Raw genomic sequence first — 15,704 nt, forward strand, 5'->3', positions numbered from 1 at the left:
AACGATTCACCATGAAAACCCTAGAAATGCTCGGCATCGTGCTACTGCGATTCCGGCCAATCCCACGAGCGTGGGCAGCCGTGCTGATCGCCATCAACGCGTGTGCGCTGTTGTTTATCAACACGTCCTACGGACAGGCCAACCTCGTTGCTCTCGGGGCAGCGATTTTGGTCATGTCGATCCTTCACGCTCGCCTAGGATTCGTTCGCTTATTGGGCATTGGGCACGTGTTTTGGATCCCGATGCTCCTTTGGTTCGCCGCGAATCTCCCCGACCGTGCCACCCAGCCTTGGCTCTACGCCTGGGTGGTCACACTGATGGCGTGCAACTGCGTGTCGTTGGTGATCGACACGATCGATGTGGTCCGCTACGCCCGTGGAGAACGCGAGCCGCACTATCGTTGGCAAGAGTCGGCCGACAATCAGACGCTTAGTGCGACGTAGGCCGCGTTAGCGCGAAATAAATCACATAGAACCAGGACAAAAGACCAGCAATGATCGCGAATAGAATCGAACGGTTCCGCTCCCAAGAACAAACCACGGCGATCACGGAACCCAAACCGAGCCCACCTCGCACAACGACATGGGCCTCAGCAAGTAGCAGTGGAACAGTCATTACGATCAAGCACCTGAAATCAAGAAACGGTCATACTCAGCTAGCTCATTCGCCCAACAAGCACCGATCTTCCCAAAAATCCGTGTCATCCGTGCTAATCCGTGGCCCAAAAACCATTCGTGCGATTCGTGAAAATCGTTGATAAGACTTTGCTAAGACAAGACCGTATCAATCCCACCACAGCGCAACTGCCTTGTCTCGTTTCAAAGCTCGGGCGAGTAACTCGACGCCGTAGCTTTCCTCAGATAGGTCAACGCCCTCCAACAATTCGAGCGCCTCCGGGGGAATCTCTTGTCCCATTTCCTCGACCATTTCGATCATTTCGTCGTAGCAGCCAAAACCTTGATCGACAGTGTCCGGGCAGAACTCATAGATCTCTTCGGCCAACGCTCTGGTATCGTCCGGCAGCGATTCGAATTTGACCGTCACCCGGTCGTGCGTGATGCCGGAAGTTTCGATCCCGTACTTCGCGTCCCAGGCTTCCAACCGCGCGATGATGTCAGCGTTGCTGACTTCGTAGTTGTCACCGTTGGTGGCTTTGGCTTTGAGTTCGTCAGTGTTGATCATCATTCACGCTCCCAGAATGAGAAGGACGGTACACTTATCTAACAGCCTAACGTCGCTGCCACAAGTTGTTCCACGGCAGGCTTGATCACTCGCGCCGCATCGTTCCGGCCGTGAACCTGCCGTAACACGAGCGTCCCTTCCACCAACGCCGTGAATTGGCCCGCGAAAGATTCCGGATCAGTCGCACCCGCCGCTTCCGCAAGGTCGCGAAACAGATCTCGATTCTTCCGCTTGTGTTCGGCCGCGACTTGGTGAACCGGGTCATGTGGGTTGGGGAACTCAGCAGCGGCGTTAATGAACTGACACCCACGGAAGTCGGGCGAATTAAACCAAAGATCAAGCACTTCGAAGAACCCCACAAGCTGATCTCGGGGATCGTCTCCCGCAAAGTCCTTGACAGCGCTAACCCAAGCCTGCATCTCCCACTCGTCGCGCTGGCGGATCGCGGCAACCAAAAGGTCGTCTTTGCTTTCGAAATGCTTATAGAAGGTTGTCTTTGCCACGCCCGCCGCGGAGAGAATCTGATCAACGCCAACCGCCTGAAAACCGTGGCTATAAAACAACTCGATCGCCGCGTTGACCAACCGCCCACGTCCCGTTTTGGGTGGTTCGGGCAGGCCGAACAACTCGGCGACTGGCTTGTGTTTGTCGTTGTAGACCATCGGAGGAAAACTCCTATCAGGGGGTGTACCTAAAGTACACCGGGGGGTGACCTCAAGTCCACTCCGCACGGCCGATTCAGAGACGATACTTGGTTGCAAAGGACACGTCATGTAGGCGTGTCGCAAGCAAGTCTCACTTTTAGGAGTCCTGTCATGCCAGCTCAAACTCACGCAGCCGTCATCAACGGCATCGATGTCGAAGCCCTCCTGGGAGCGATTGCAGCTATCGAAGCGAACCCCGCTGAAGGAGCAACCACTTGGAAAGTCACCAGTCGCTGGAACGGAGGAACTCGAACTGATCACTTTGTTGACGGTTTCACAATGGGCGGGAATAAAGTTGATCGTCACTTCCAGATACAGATCGACGAGCCAAAAGAGCTCTGCGGCACGGATCAATTCGCGAATCCGCAAGAGTACCTCCTAGCAGCAACCAACGCCTGCATGATGGTCGGCTATTCCGCGGTTGCAGCGCTGATGGGCATCGAGCTGTCGAAGCTTGAAATCGAGATCTCCGGCGATATCGACCTGCAAGGATTCCTCAATATTAATCAGGCGGTCGCACCCGGATACGAACGATTGCACTATGTCGTGCACTTGGCGGGCAATGCGACTGCTGAGCAGTTGGAGCAACTACATGCAACGGTGCAGCGTACGAGTCCCAACTATTACAATATCTCTAATCCCATCGAACTCACTTGCGACCTGATTGTTGAGTAATTTCCGTTTCCCAATCGCCCTTCTCAAAAGTCAGTGAGCAGTCCCATGAACGATCGCATCCTCATCGCCGGGGGCGGCATTGGTGGCTTGACCGCCGCCATTGCCTTGCGGAAGTGTGGCGCGGAAGTTGTCGTTCTCGAGCGCCAGCCGGTCGTCGCCCCGGCTGGCGCGGGCATCACGATTCAAGCCAATGCCCACGCCATCTTGGATGCCCTGGGCGTGATGATCCCCACCGAAGATGCCAGCCCGTTGGGCTCGTTCCGCATGGTCAACAGCAAGAACCAAGTGCTGATGCGGGGCGACGCGGGGAATGTCGATATTGCGACCCCCTCGATCAACGTCCACCGAGCCGATCTCCACCGCGCCCTCGACAGCGCTGCCGAAGCGTTATGTATCGAGCGACGCCTCGGATGCGAAGTTGTTGAAGCAACCCAACATGGCGACAAGGTTGAAGTTAAGTTGAACAACGGCCACAAGGAAACGGGCGACCTCCTTATCGGAGCCGATGGAGTCCGTTCGCGTACGCGGAAGTCCCTGCTGGGTGAAGAGGCGATGCACTTCCGGAGTAGCCGACAAACTTGCTGGCGATTCGCTCTCGAAGCGCCTGACCTAATGAAAGAGGAGACGATTGAGAACTGGGCCCCAGGTCGTCGCGCGGGGATTGTGCCGCTCTCTCGTGGCAGGCTCTACGTGTATCTGGTGATGAGCGACTGGTGGAACCCCGACGCCGCTCGCGAGAACAGCTCCGCGTTTCTCCAACAAGAATTCGGCGGCATCTCCAAAGCTCTCGACGAGGTGCTGGAACGTGTCGATCCCAAGCTCACCCTCCACGCCGACGAATTAGCCGAGCAGCCTCACATCCATTTCGGCACCGACCGCATCCTACTAATCGGCGACGCCGCCCACGCGATGACTCCCAACCTCGGCCAAGGCGCCGGCATGGCCATCGAAGACGCCGCCACCCTCGCCCTCATCTACGCCGAGCTGCAAAACCACCCCGAAAGAATCGCCGCCGAACTCACCAAGCAAAGAATGACCCGCGTCAAGAAGGTCCAAAAAACCTCCTGGCGAATCGGCCAAATCGCTCACACGAAGAACCCCGTTCTCCGCACGGTTCGCGACTGGCTTCTACAACGCATGTCAACGGCTGCGACGGAGAAACAAGCAACGTCGCTGTGGGGACCTGGGTTGGAGTTGGGAGAGCGGGTTCGGGTGGAGTTGGTAAATGTAGCCAAGTAGTAGGCTCGGACTATTTCATACGCCGCATCAAGCAGACGGAAGCGAGCAGCATCAGTACTACACTGGATGGCTCGGGGATCAGCAACTCGAATAAATGCACTTGGCTAACAGAAGCGTTAGTGCTGCTAAAAGACGGCGATCCGATGACAATTTTATCGCTGTCAATTGCTAAAGAAGTTCCAAACCTGTCTCCCCCGGAAACCGATGGCTCATTAAGAGTATTCTGCAAATTGCCGGTTATGGCATCGAATAAATGAGCTTGGCCAACATTGAAACCGTCAGCGTCGTCAAATCTCGCTCCGATCAAAACGTTGGTACCATCGATCGCAACAGAAGAGCCAAAATTGTCGCGGAGGTTGCTCTGGGGGTCGTCAAAGGTATGTAGCAGGTTGCCCGCGGTATCAAACAAATGTGCTTGCCCAGCTTCGATAGCATTCGTGCTATCTGCTGGTGCTCCGATGACGATTAAGTCGTCCCCAATGTCTACGGAAGCGGCGAATACGCCACCGGCTCCGCCGATGAATGTGGGCGTGGGGTCATTAAATGTAAACTGAAGGTCGCCACTTATTGCATCGAAGAGGTGAGCCTGGCCTGCTGCAGTACCTAAAGTGCTATCCAAGGATGAGCCAATCAGGACGTTATCACCGTCGATTGCCACAGCGTTTCCAAAATTACCGAAACTGCGGGTATTAGGATTATTGAAAGTGTGCAGAAGATCACCAGAGGCAGCGTCGAATAGGTGAGCCTGACCAATACTTCCGTTCGTGTCGTCACCGCTAGCCCCGATAAGGACTTTGTTACCGTCAATCGCTACTGCACCACCGAAATTGTCGGCAGCAGTAGGTGTTGGATCATTGAAAGTACGTAGCAAGTTGCCTGTGATTCTATCGTAGAGATGAGCCTGCCCAACGCGTCTACCGTTCGTGTCATCGCCCCATGCACCGATCAGAATATTTCTTCCACTGATTGCGACTGAAACTCCGAATTGATCAATATCTGTGGGCGTGGGGTCGTCGAAAGTATGCAGTAATCCGCCCGAATTGTACTCGAACAAATAGGCCCGACCGATACGGTTTCCTTTGGTGGTGTCTTCCATAGCACCAACAAGAACATAACTTTCATCTATTGCTACAGCGCTGCCAAACGCGGCGGTACTCGTCAGCTCAGGATCGTCAACAGTCTGCCTAAAAGTAACGGCGGCAAAACTGATTTGCGCAACTAGGAATACTGCGAGAAAGAAGAAGCCTATCCGAAGAAACTGCATTCAGATCATCCCCCGACTATTTACTTGCACATAGACCGTGCAACTTGGCCGACAATAATCTAAACTGTCGGCTCACGCAAATAACTCCGCCGCCGTCAACTTCGCACTGGCAAGCACCAACGGACTGGCCGCCTCCTTACCGCGGAAAACCTGCTTGCTCTTGTAAGCGTTCCCCTCGGGCTCGCGATAGACCTCAATCTGCTTGTCGACGCAGTTGACGATCCAGTAATCGGCAATGCCTGCCTCCGCGTAGAGAGCGAGTTTTTCTCCTCTATCATCAGCTAGCGATGCGTTGGCGACTTCGATCAGCAGTAGCACATCTTCAGGGCCAGGATGTTGTTGGCGATAGTCGGCTTCGCGCAACCACAGAATATCTGGCTCAGGCTCGCTTACCAGTTCTGCAATCCGCAAAGAGCCTTGCACTCGAATGTGGATTGGCTGATTCCCTACGCAGGAGAAACTCCAACGCATTAGGTAGTCCACTTCGTGGTTGTGCAACGGACCAATCGGCGTCATTTCAACAATCTCCCCGCGAATTAGTTCCATCCGCTTCCGCTGGATGCCCTCAAACACCCCTCGCTCGCCCATTCGCTCGTATTCTTCAAGCGTGAACTTGGCCGTCGTCATGCTCATGCGATACTCTCCTGATCCCGAATGACCTGATCCAACTCATGGGAATATCACCCATTGTACACGATCTCCGCAGGATCTTAGCGCTTCTCAGCGTCCTTTGCACCTTTGCGTCAAAACCCATATCGCCCACAACAGTGCCAACTGATTGTCACTAAAGCAACTAACCCCTGGCCCCTCACCCCTCGCCTCTCCTCAAGCGGCCAAAAACAGTTGCGGACACGCCTACCCACATGCTATACAATCGTCCACGTTCGACGGCGGCCCCCAGGGCGACAGCGGCGGACTGCGAAAAGGTAGCAACGCACGCTTGAACAAAGCAACCTGAGCCTCTTTAGCGGGAGGCCCGTGGACGTTTCCCGGGAGCGTGCGCGGCAACCCCAGTAGCGGTGCTCGCGAACGCGGTTCTGGAGGTCGACGAACGGAACGGCCCGATGGATCGCCCGTTCCCCTCGAATGATGGACGTCCATCTTTTTTATGTAGGGTCCGCTTTGCGGACCAAAGAAATAGCGGCGACACGTCCGCCAATCACTGTCCATTGATCATGGTCCGCACAGCGGACCCTACAGCATGGAATTCAACGACTCCGACCGCGCTCAAATCCTTTTAGCGTTAACCCGCGATGTCGGGCCGTTGACGCGTGCGCGGTTGTTGGAAGCCTTCGCTACGCCTGAGCGCGTGCTGGCTGCCAGCGAAGCGGACTTGCAAAAGGTACAGGGCATCGGACCGAAAATTTCACGGCGGATTATCAACGCACGACGAGACATCGATCTCGACGTGCAACTCGGTTTCGTCGAGCGCGAAGGCCTTGGCGTACTATTACCTCCCCGCAACCCAGAGGATGACACTGACTATCCCCGCATGCTTCGCGAAATTCCCGACCCGCCAGGCGTGTTGTTCACCCGTGGCGAACTATTGCCGGGTGACGCAGTCGCTGTGGGCATCGTTGGTACCCGCAGGGCAACTCATTACGGCAAGCAACAAGCAGAGCGTCTGGCGGGAGCACTCGCCCGTGCGGGCGTCACCGTGGTTAGCGGTTTGGCCCGCGGCATCGACACGGCAGCCCATGGCGGAGCGCTGGCAGCGGGTGGTCGCACGATTGCCGTGTTGGCCAGTGGCGTGTTGAACATTTACCCACCTGAGAATGAAGGGCTTGCCGAGGAGATCTCTCAAAACGGTTGCGTCCTCAGCGAAGCGGCCCCGACGATGCCACCAATGAGCGGGATGTTCCCGCAGCGCAACCGCATCATCAGCGGGCTGTCCTTGGGGGTGATCGTCATCGAAGCTGCCGAGCGCAGCGGGGCGCTAATTACCGCTCGCCATGCTTACGAACAGAACCGCGAAGTGTTTGCTGTGCCGGGCCAAGTCACCAGTCGAGTTTCCGCCGGGCCGCACAAGTTGCTGCGCGATGGGGCCAAACTGGTTACTTGTGTCGACGACGTGCTGGAGGAACTCGGCCCACTGGTCGAGCCTGCCCCGCGCGAAGATGGCCGCGTGATGCGCTCCCCCGCCGAGCTGAAGCTCAATGAGATGGAACAACGCGTTCTCGACAAAATCGACCCGGCGGGCTCACACATTGAAAATGTCGCCATCCACTGCGAGCTACCGATCCATCGCGTACTCGCCACGATCAGCGTTTTGGAGACTCGACATTTAGTAAGGAAAATTGGTGGGAACCAAATCGCGCGGATTTGAGTCTAAGCCTTGTTAGCCGCCGTCCTTGGTCGGCGCATGGTTTGTGCACCCAACATCGCGCCGACCAAGGTCGGCGGCTAACCAAGCAAGTTTGGAGTGACAGAACGACGAAAATTCGGCCAAGAACGAAATACCACCAACGAACTACCCAACTCAGGCTGAAAACTGAGCACTGACAACTGAATACTATCGCTACCCCCCCCATAGAGGGGAAACGATCAATAACGCCCATTGTCTCAAAATTGACCACTCAAACACCCACTTTGAGACCGCCAACCTGCCAAATCTCGTGTAAGAAGTGCAAGGTTGGCAGCCAAATATTTTACAAAATCCGCGTGAACCAACCCCCTGCAAGCGACGTAAACCCTTAGCTAGTCTACTTTTCGCCCTTCGCTAGCCCTTTTGACGCTAGCACGGCCACCGGCGAACGGCATGTGACTTGCTTAACTGAGATCCGGTTGCTTAAACGTCATAATTGATCGTAAGCAACTAAACAGAGAAGTGCGGTAACGCAGACCATCACGGTCAAAAGCCGCCAAAGAGATGCATCCCCAATCCATGGAAATGCCTGTCGGCTAGGACTGGCGGATTACTGAATTGACGGCGAGGAGCAAGGACTTTCTCCTCCGATACGTCGGACTCTCTTATGAGGAGTTCGTTGACTATGACTAAGACACGCACGGAAGATAAGGTCAAACGACAAGCCGCTGACAGCACGATGATCAGTGATGAACAATTGTTCGAATCCTATCGCAAAGATGGTGACTCGACCGTGTTCTCTCAACTGGTCGAGCGCTACCAGCGAGAACTGTACAACTACCTCCGACGCTACCTGAACGATGCGTCGCTCGCTGAGGATGTGTTTCAAGCCACATTTTTAGCCGTCCACGTAAAACAGCACCTTTACCAATCAGGCCGTAAGTTTCGTCCTTGGCTCTACACCATCGCTACCAACCAAGCGATCGACGCCACGCGACGCAACAAACGGCACAAGCGTCTAAGCCTTGATCAAAGCCACAGCACTGGCAGCGAACAGCTCGGCTCGCTCTTAGACATCGTCGCAGGCGGGCAGCTTAGCCCCTCAGAAGCCGTCGACCAAAGCGAGCAAGCCGCCTGGGTCCGCGATGCGGTAGCCAACCTGCCTGACTCGCTCCGCAATGCGGTCAACCTTGTATACTTCAAGGGCATGAAATACCGCGACGCCGCTGAGGTGATGAGCATCCCCGTCGGCACGGTCAAGAGCCGCCTCCACTCAGCTATCAGTCGCCTTGGCGAAGCCTGGAGTGAAGGCAAGACCACCTAGGATTTGAAAATTCGTTACAACCGGGTATTGTTGGCTGCTAACCTAGTAAGCCACACAAGCCTGCCATCCAGCCACCCCTCCCCGTGGGCCGGATGGCAGGCTTTTTTCATGTTTTTTTGCCGCCTGAGCGGCCAGTTCTTTGACAACCGAAACCTTGCTACCGAAGCTAGAGACTACCATAGCTTAAGAATGGTCTGTTTTTCGCAAACAGACGGCCAGCTGGCTACGTAGAGAATGCAGGCCAACCGCTGCGGTATCTGCAGCTTTGGCCTAAAATCGCTATGTCGCTGAATTCCCAGGTGTTTGTAAACTTCTCCCGCTATGACCGACGAGCCCACCAAAACCGATGAGCTAGTCGCCTATTTATTGAATGATCTCTCCGACGACCGCCGGGCGGAGGTCGAAAGCCGGCTCGCCGTTGATCCCCAATGGCGAAGCGAACTCGAACGCCTTAAGGAATGTCTCGGCGAAGGGCACGAACCGGGTGATTGCGGTCAGCCTTCGGAAGCCCAACACACGGACGAGCCACCAGGCGACTTGGTCACCCGCACTTGTACACTGGTGGACAGTGTCTGTGATTCGGTGAGCGGCCTCTCGCAAACGAGCGAGCGTTGCTCTGGCCGGTCTCGCTGGACGCTTGCAGACGTTTGCGTGGCAACAGGCGTCGTCCTAATCCTGAGCGCTCTGGTGCTGCCCGCTATTCGCGGTAGCCGCGACGATGCCCGCCGCATTGCTTGCCAGAATAACTTGCGCACGCTCGGCACAGCGTTGTACGACTATGCTCAAGCGCACGATGGTCAGTTGCCGACCATCCGCGCGAACGAAAACGCCGGCATGTTTGCCGTGAAGCTCGCGTCAGCCGGTTATCTTCCGCCACAAGAATTGGCGCAATCGCTGGTCTGCCCGGAGTCAAAACTTGCCGGCGAGTCGACAAATCGTCGTGTGCTGGTCCGTGTGCTTTCCTCACGTGACATGCATGGTGATGTGAAACTCAAGGTTCAACTGTGGCCAATCATGGGCGGTAGCTATGCGTATCGGCTTGGTCACTTCGACAAGTATGGCCAGTACCAGCAGGTTCCCTTCACGGGCAGTCGTCATGCTCCGATGCTGTCGGATGCTCCCAGCTTCACCCTGGCGAGCTTCCGCAGCGATAACCATGGCGGCAACGGCTACAACATGATGGCTCAAGACTTGAGTTGCCGTTACGTGGTCGACTGCGAAACAAGCTGCCAAGCGAAGGACTACGACCATCCGTTCCTGAACAGCGATCTCACCCACGCCGCCGGACGAAGCCCACATGATGTGGTCATGGGCCGCAGCGAATGCACGGCACTGGGTCCACTTGCCCCGGTGAGCCAGTCCGTCGCCGCGAGAGTCTCACCTGTTTCGATGATGCTCTACGTCAGCGGAATGAACGGTGAAGGCCCATCTAAGCGTGTCAGGATTCGCAGCGTTGCCAAGTAAGCTCTTCGCTACGATTCGTTACCCCTCTGTTGCTCTCTCTGAGCCACCAGCTTGCGAATGTGTTCGAGATCGTCATTGGGTGTCGCGCTGATGAGACGCTGCGTGTACTGCTCTCGCGGATGCTCGTAGATGGCTTCGCTGGGACCGAATTCGACTATCTTGCCTTTGTTCATCACTGCCATCATGTCAGCCATGAACTTCACGACGCTCAAATCGTGGCTGATGAAAATGTAAGTTAGCCCGCGCTGCTCTTGAAGTCGCTTCAACAGATTCAACACTTGGGCTTGTACGGAAACATCGAGTGCCGAAACCGATTCATCACAGATGATGAACTCCGGTTCCACGGCAATCGAACGCGCGATGCAAATCCGCTGGCGTTGGCCGCCGGAGAATTCGTGCGGATAGCGTCGCAAGAAGGCGGGGCTGAGGTCCACTTCTTCCAGCAGTGCCGCGGCACGGTCACGACGGTCTTTCTTCGAATCGCCAATCCCTTGAATGACCATTGGTTCGGTGATTGCCGATTCGATCGTCATGCGAGGATTCAACGAGCCGTAGGGATCTTGGAAAATGATCTGCATACGGCTGCGAATCTCGCGCAAGTCTTTTCTGCCAAGCCCTGCAACGTCGATCCCGTCAAAGGTAACCTCGCCGCTGGTCGGTTCAATCAGTCGCAAAATCGCGCGGCCTGTGGTCGTCTTGCCGCAACCGCTCTCGCCCACAAGCCCCAAAGTTTGCCCCGGATAGACGTCGAAGCTGACCCCATCGACCGCTTTCACATGATCAACCACTCGTGCCAGCAAACCTCGTCGCACAGGGAAGTGGACTTTCAGATCACGAATCGAAAGCAGCGGCTTGGTCCCTTCCTCGACGGCTGTCGCGTCGGGAAGGTGGTTCGCTTCTTCCCAAGGATGGCCAATCTCAGCAAGTTGGCTCTTGGGGTGCAGCAGCCTGCCGCGGCCCTGCGTCTTGAGTTGATTGAGCCGCTCCTCGCTGATTCGCTTCTCGATCACCTCGACGCGACGACCCTGCTCATCTTCGATTGTCTTCGCTTCCATGAAGTCGCTTACCGTGGGAAGCAGTCGATAAGGCGTATCAAGCCGCGGGCGGCAGGCGAGCAGGCCTTTCGTGTAAGGGTGCTTGGGGTTCTCGAAAATCTCAAGGACGGTGCCCTGCTCCACCATCTCGCCACGGAACATCACCAGCACTTCGTCGGCGATCTCCGCGATCACGCCCAGATCGTGGGTGATGAACAAGATGGCCATGCCGCGTTCGTCGCGTAACTTGCGTAGCATGTCGAGGATTTGCTTTTGAATCGTCACGTCGAGCGCGGTCGTCGGCTCGTCGGCGATCAGCAGCTTCGGATTGCAAGAGAGCGCCATCGCAATCATCACCCGCTGCTTCTGCCCGCCCGACATTTGATGCGGATAGGAATCGACGCGCTGCTCCGGCTCCGGAATGCCAACCTCTTGAAACAACTCAATCGTTTTCTGCCGTGCTTCTTCCTTGGTGGTTTTCTGATGGAGGATAATCGCCTCCATCACTTGGGCACCGACGGTGAATACGGGATTCAGCGAGGTCATCGGCTCTTGAAAAATCATGCTGACATCCTTGCCACGGATGTCGCGCATCTCGGGCTCGGGCAAACCGACCAAGTTCTTGCCCAGCAGCGAGATGGAGCCGGTCTCGATCTTCGCTGAAGAAGCCAGTAGTTGCATGATCGAAAGCGACGTGACCGACTTGCCCGAGCCGCTCTCCCCGACGATTCCGAGCGTATGTCCCGGTTCGATGCGAAACGAGACTCCATCAACGGCTTTGACAACGCCCTCGTCGGTATGGAAGTGGGTGTGGAGATCGCTGACATCAACAACGGCGGTGGACACGGGTGAACCTTCAAATGGTGGTCTGTAGGGAACGCCCTCGGTGGCGTCCGCTTGTGAGCGTGAACCACATTTTAGGTGATCGTCGTCACGAAACGAAGCGCAACTTTTAGCCACTTTGCTACACTGCTCGGCATGACATACCTCATCGGCATCGACGAAGCGGGTTATGGTCCGAATCTGGGGCCGTTGTGTATCGGTGCGACTGCGTGGAAAGTCGAGTCGATAGTAGGCCCATTCCCCAAAGATTCAGGGCAAGGGGCAGCCACATTACCAAACCTCTACGAGACTCTCTCCGATATCGTTACACAAACAGCTTCTGAAGGAAAAGTTGCAATTGCCGACTCGAAGCAACTCTACAAGCCCGCCTCGCATGCCAAAGGGAGCGCCGGCTTGAAACACTTGGAATTGGGTGTTCTTTCAGCACTGAGAGCGTCAGGTAGCGAAGGCAAAACACCAACGAATGTCGAGGAATTCTTCGCTGCGACCTCTGCGGACCCTGCCAATCATCGTGCGGGTATCCCATGGTATCAAGAAGCCAATGAGCGCTTGCCGATTGATGCTAAACCGCAAGCGGTTGACCAGGTCGCTTGTCGGCTTCGCCGCGTGCTGGAAGAAACTAACATCAAGCTCTGCGAAATGCAAAGCCGATTGGTTTACCCCGAAGAGTTCAACACACTTGTCGAGAAATATGAGACCAAGGGAGCCGCATTGAGTCATGTCACGCTCGCTCTCGTGCGTGGAGTTATTGATGCTCTTGGAAACTCAAACGGGGCCGGGGACAGCCCGACTCGCTATTCCATCGTTTGCGACAAACATGGCGGGCGGAATCGTTACGCGGCTCTCCTGCAACATCACTTTCCAGAAGATTGGATCGAAACGGAAGTCGAAAGCCGTGGCGAGAGTCGTTACCGCTGGCAATCAGAAACCCGCCAGGCGACGATCAGTTTTCGCTCAAAAGGTGAATCGTTTCTCCCTGCCGCTCTCGCGTCAATGATTGCCAAGTATCATCGTGAACTGGCAATGAGAAGTTTCAACGCCTTTTGGCAGAAACAAGTCCCAGGCATCAAACCAACGGCTGGCTACCCGCAAGATGCAAAGCGGTTCAAAGCAGAGATTGTGGAGAAGCAACGAGAGCTTGGGATAGATGATCGCGTGTTGTGGAGAAGTCGATAGCCTAAAACCATCTAACAGCGGAGAAGTTATATTAAGCCACGGATTGCACGGATGACACGGATTCTTGTTGATCGACAATATTAACACGCAGCGCCAGCAAGTGAATAATTGCTCTCGATTTACTTGCTAGCGCTGCGTGTTGGTAGTGCTCAGAATCCATCCGTGTCATCCGTGCAATCCGTGGCCAAAAACAAAGGCTGCGCCCTTCCTCCTGGTTTGCTAGAATCTTGTCATGCCCGAATTCCTCTACATCGCTCGTCACGCTTGGGCTGGTTCGTTTGGTGATCCTGGTTGGCCGAACGATTCCCTGCGCGAGCTGGAACCTGAAGGCATCGAGCGTTACGAGCGCGTGATCGAACTTCTTGCCGATCGCGGCTTAGCCCCTGAGGTAATCGCCACAAGCCCCTACATCCGTTGCCGTCAAACGGCCGAGATCATGGCCGCGGGCGTTGCGGGAAATCCCGAGGTTGTCGAACTCGAAGCCCTCACCCCAGGGAGCGATTTTGAAGCGGTCGTCGAATGGTCGCGCCCGTACTCGGGGTCCTCGATCGCCTGGGTTGGTCATGCACCCGACGTGGGTCTGATGACTTCCGCGGTGATTGGTCAGGGACGCTCGCACATTCGATTCGCGAAAGGCTCGATCGCTGCCATTCAACTATTCGACGAAATTGACTACTCAAGCGGCGAGCTCTACTGGCACACGACGGCGAAGTCGCTTGGGGTTTGAATGTAATGCGTAGGGTATGCCTCGTTCCTCGGCATACCCTACGAAAACAGGCTCGCATCGCGTATTCTTGAGGAACACGCATCTCAAGGAGGAACCAACGAGTGCCAAAACACGGAAAGTACGACTGCATCATTATCGGCGGAGGCCACAACGGGCTTGTCTGCGCTGCTTATCTGGCGAAGGCTGGTCGCAAGGTTTGCGTTCTGGAACGCCGCCATGTGCTCGGTGGTTGCGCGACGACCGAAGAACTTTGGCCCGGTTATAAAGTCTCGACCGCCGCGTATGTGATCAGTCTGTTTCAGACGCAGATCATTCGCGAGCTAGCACTCAAAGACAACGGGCTGAAGATTCTCCCACGGACGCCTTCCTCGTTCACGCCGTTGCCCGATGGTCGAAGTCTCACGCTCGGACCCGACGCGGCACTCTGCGAACGTGAGATTGGCAAGTTTAGTCTTCGCGATACGCAGGCCTATCCGCGTTACAACAAGCTGCTCGAAAAGGTGGCTGCGACGCTAGAGCCAACCCTCTCTGAGGCAGCCCCTGATCCGTTACCGTTGCCCGAGAGCTGGCGGAAGATCGGGTTTGGGAAGAAACTTCGCGACGGAAAAAAACTCTGGGCGATGTATGGCGCACTCAAGAATCTTGGCGACGCGATGCCCGAAGCGGTTGAGCTGCTAACTGCCGCCGCACGCCCGATTCTTGATCGCTGGTTTGAATCCGAGGCGCTGAAAGCGACGCTCGCGACTGATGCCATTATCGGCGCGTTTACTTCGATCAGTTCACCCGGCAGTGCTTATGTGTTGTTGCATCACGTGATGGGTGAAGCAGGCGGTGCGCGGGGTGTTTGGGGCTACGTCGAAGGGGGCATGGGCGGGCTCGCAGATTCGTTGGAGAAAGTCTGCCAGCAGCTAGGCGTTGACATCCGTCGCGAGTCGCCCGTGAATTCGATTCATACCGACAAGTCAGGAGTCAGCGGTGTGGGTCTCGTCGATGGTTCGCAGCTCGAGGCTCACGTCGTTGCTTCGAGCGTCGATGCGAACTTAACCTTCAACAAGATGCTCGACCCCAGCGTCTTGCCCGATGAGTTCCGCGCTGCTGTGAGCCGAATCGACTACGCCAGCGCTTCGGCTAAGATCAACTTAGCACTGGCCGAACCGCCAAACTTTACTTGCCTGCCATCAGAAGGAATCATGCCACACCATCACGGCACGATGCACGTTGGCCCGACGATGGACTATATCGACCGCGCGTACGACGATGCGAAGTATGGTCGCCCTAGCGAGAACCCGGTTCTCGAAATGACGATGGCTACGAGCGTCGATCACACGATCGCTCCTGAGGGCAAACACATCTTGAGCATGTTCGTGCAGTATGCTCCATACGATTTGGCGGAGGGCACGTGGGAAGAAAAGCGTGAATCATTTGCCGATCGCTGCATCGAGGTCCTCGCCGAATACGCACCCAACGTCCCGGGAGCGATTGAGCATCGTCAGGTGCTCACGCCCGTCGACCTCGAAAGTGTCTACGGCATCACCGGCGGCAACATCATGCAGGGAGCGATGGGGCCGCACCAGCTCTACTGCTTTCGTCCGGTCGCTGGCTGGGCCGACCATCGCACGCCAGTGCCAGGGCTCTATCTCTGCGGAGCTGCCAGTCATCCCGGCGGCGGCGTGATGGGAAGCTGCGGAAAGAATGCCGCGACGGAGATTCTACGGGACAAGAGCTGGTAGAACCTACAAAAAGAAAATGCCCGCGACAGTTTTAACC

The 15,704-nt window shown here is 55.9% G+C and carries 14 protein-coding genes; 9 read left to right on the forward strand and 5 right to left on the reverse strand.

The features are described from left to right. Positions 1-11 precede the first annotated feature (11 nt). A complete protein-coding gene (locus tag RIB44_16345) occupies positions 12-443 on the forward strand; it encodes a hypothetical protein (protein MEQ8618147.1) in 432 nt (143 codons plus the stop codon). A gap of 340 nt (positions 444-783) precedes the next feature. Here the strand turns inward: RIB44_16345 and RIB44_16350 are convergent, their stop codons facing one another. Both RIB44_16350 and RIB44_16355 read right to left on the reverse strand, forming a co-directional pair. Continuing rightward, positions 784-1,182: a DUF4253 domain-containing protein gene (locus RIB44_16350; GenBank protein ID MEQ8618148.1), complete on the reverse strand. Its 399-nt coding sequence runs from the start codon at positions 1,180-1,182 to the stop codon at positions 784-786. Positions 1,183-1,220: 38 nt separating this feature from the next. Next, positions 1,221-1,844 carry a TetR/AcrR family transcriptional regulator gene (locus RIB44_16355; protein ID MEQ8618149.1) on the reverse strand — a complete coding sequence of 208 codons (624 nt, stop codon included), beginning with the start codon at positions 1,842-1,844 and terminating at the stop codon, positions 1,221-1,223. Between the two features lie 153 nt (positions 1,845-1,997). Between RIB44_16355 and RIB44_16360 the strand changes: the two genes are divergently transcribed. Both RIB44_16360 and RIB44_16365 read left to right on the forward strand, forming a co-directional pair. After that, positions 1,998-2,561: an OsmC family protein gene (locus tag RIB44_16360; GenBank protein MEQ8618150.1), complete on the forward strand. Its 564-nt coding sequence runs from the start codon at positions 1,998-2,000 to the stop codon at positions 2,559-2,561. A 45-nt stretch (positions 2,562-2,606) separates the two neighbouring features. Beyond that, entirely contained in the window at positions 2,607-3,800 is a 1,194-nt protein-coding gene (locus tag RIB44_16365) for an FAD-dependent monooxygenase (GenBank protein MEQ8618151.1), read from the forward strand. Positions 3,801-3,810: 10 nt separating this feature from the next. On the opposite strand, the gene RIB44_16370 is transcribed toward RIB44_16365, so the two are convergent. Both RIB44_16370 and RIB44_16375 read right to left on the reverse strand, forming a co-directional pair. Further along, entirely contained in the window at positions 3,811-5,064 is a 1,254-nt protein-coding gene (locus RIB44_16370) for a hypothetical protein (GenBank protein MEQ8618152.1), read from the reverse strand. A 72-nt stretch (positions 5,065-5,136) separates the two neighbouring features. Then, positions 5,137-5,697, reverse strand: a complete 561-nt coding sequence (locus RIB44_16375) for a Uma2 family endonuclease (protein MEQ8618153.1) — start codon at positions 5,695-5,697, stop codon at positions 5,137-5,139. Positions 5,698-6,265: 568 nt separating this feature from the next. Between RIB44_16375 and dprA the strand changes: the two genes are divergently transcribed. The 3 genes from dprA to RIB44_16390 all read left to right on the forward strand — a co-directional run bounded on the left by dprA (position 6,266) and on the right by RIB44_16390 (position 10,157). Then, positions 6,266-7,390 carry a DNA-processing protein DprA gene (dprA, locus tag RIB44_16380; GenBank protein ID MEQ8618154.1) on the forward strand — a complete coding sequence of 375 codons (1,125 nt, stop codon included), beginning with the start codon at positions 6,266-6,268 and terminating at the stop codon, positions 7,388-7,390. Between the two features lie 664 nt (positions 7,391-8,054). Beyond that, complete coding sequence (locus RIB44_16385; protein ID MEQ8618155.1) at positions 8,055-8,693, forward strand: RNA polymerase sigma factor; 639 nt, start codon at positions 8,055-8,057, stop codon at positions 8,691-8,693. A 321-nt stretch (positions 8,694-9,014) separates the two neighbouring features. Then, complete coding sequence (locus tag RIB44_16390; GenBank protein ID MEQ8618156.1) at positions 9,015-10,157, forward strand: type II secretion system protein; 1,143 nt, start codon at positions 9,015-9,017, stop codon at positions 10,155-10,157. A gap of 8 nt (positions 10,158-10,165) precedes the next feature. Here RIB44_16390 and RIB44_16395 read toward each other — a convergent pair whose 3' ends face one another. Beyond that, positions 10,166-12,037, reverse strand: coding sequence for an ABC transporter ATP-binding protein (locus tag RIB44_16395; protein MEQ8618157.1), 1,872 nt, complete (start codon positions 12,035-12,037; stop codon positions 10,166-10,168). A gap of 132 nt (positions 12,038-12,169) precedes the next feature. Here RIB44_16395 and RIB44_16400 point away from each other — a divergent pair, with 132 nt between their 5' ends. The 3 genes from RIB44_16400 to RIB44_16410 all read left to right on the forward strand — a co-directional run bounded on the left by RIB44_16400 (position 12,170) and on the right by RIB44_16410 (position 15,667). Beyond that, positions 12,170-13,210 (forward strand): hypothetical protein, encoded by a 1,041-nt coding sequence (locus tag RIB44_16400; protein MEQ8618158.1) that lies wholly within the window; start codon positions 12,170-12,172, stop codon positions 13,208-13,210. Positions 13,211-13,442: 232 nt separating this feature from the next. After that, positions 13,443-13,937 carry a histidine phosphatase family protein gene (locus RIB44_16405; GenBank protein MEQ8618159.1) on the forward strand — a complete coding sequence of 165 codons (495 nt, stop codon included), beginning with the start codon at positions 13,443-13,445 and terminating at the stop codon, positions 13,935-13,937. Positions 13,938-14,038: 101 nt separating this feature from the next. Continuing rightward, complete coding sequence (locus RIB44_16410; GenBank protein ID MEQ8618160.1) at positions 14,039-15,667, forward strand: NAD(P)/FAD-dependent oxidoreductase; 1,629 nt, start codon at positions 14,039-14,041, stop codon at positions 15,665-15,667. Positions 15,668-15,704: the final 37 nt, after the last annotated feature.

Source organism: Lacipirellulaceae bacterium (assembly GCA_040218535.1).
Classification (GTDB): domain Bacteria; phylum Planctomycetota; class Planctomycetia; order Pirellulales; family Lacipirellulaceae; genus Adhaeretor.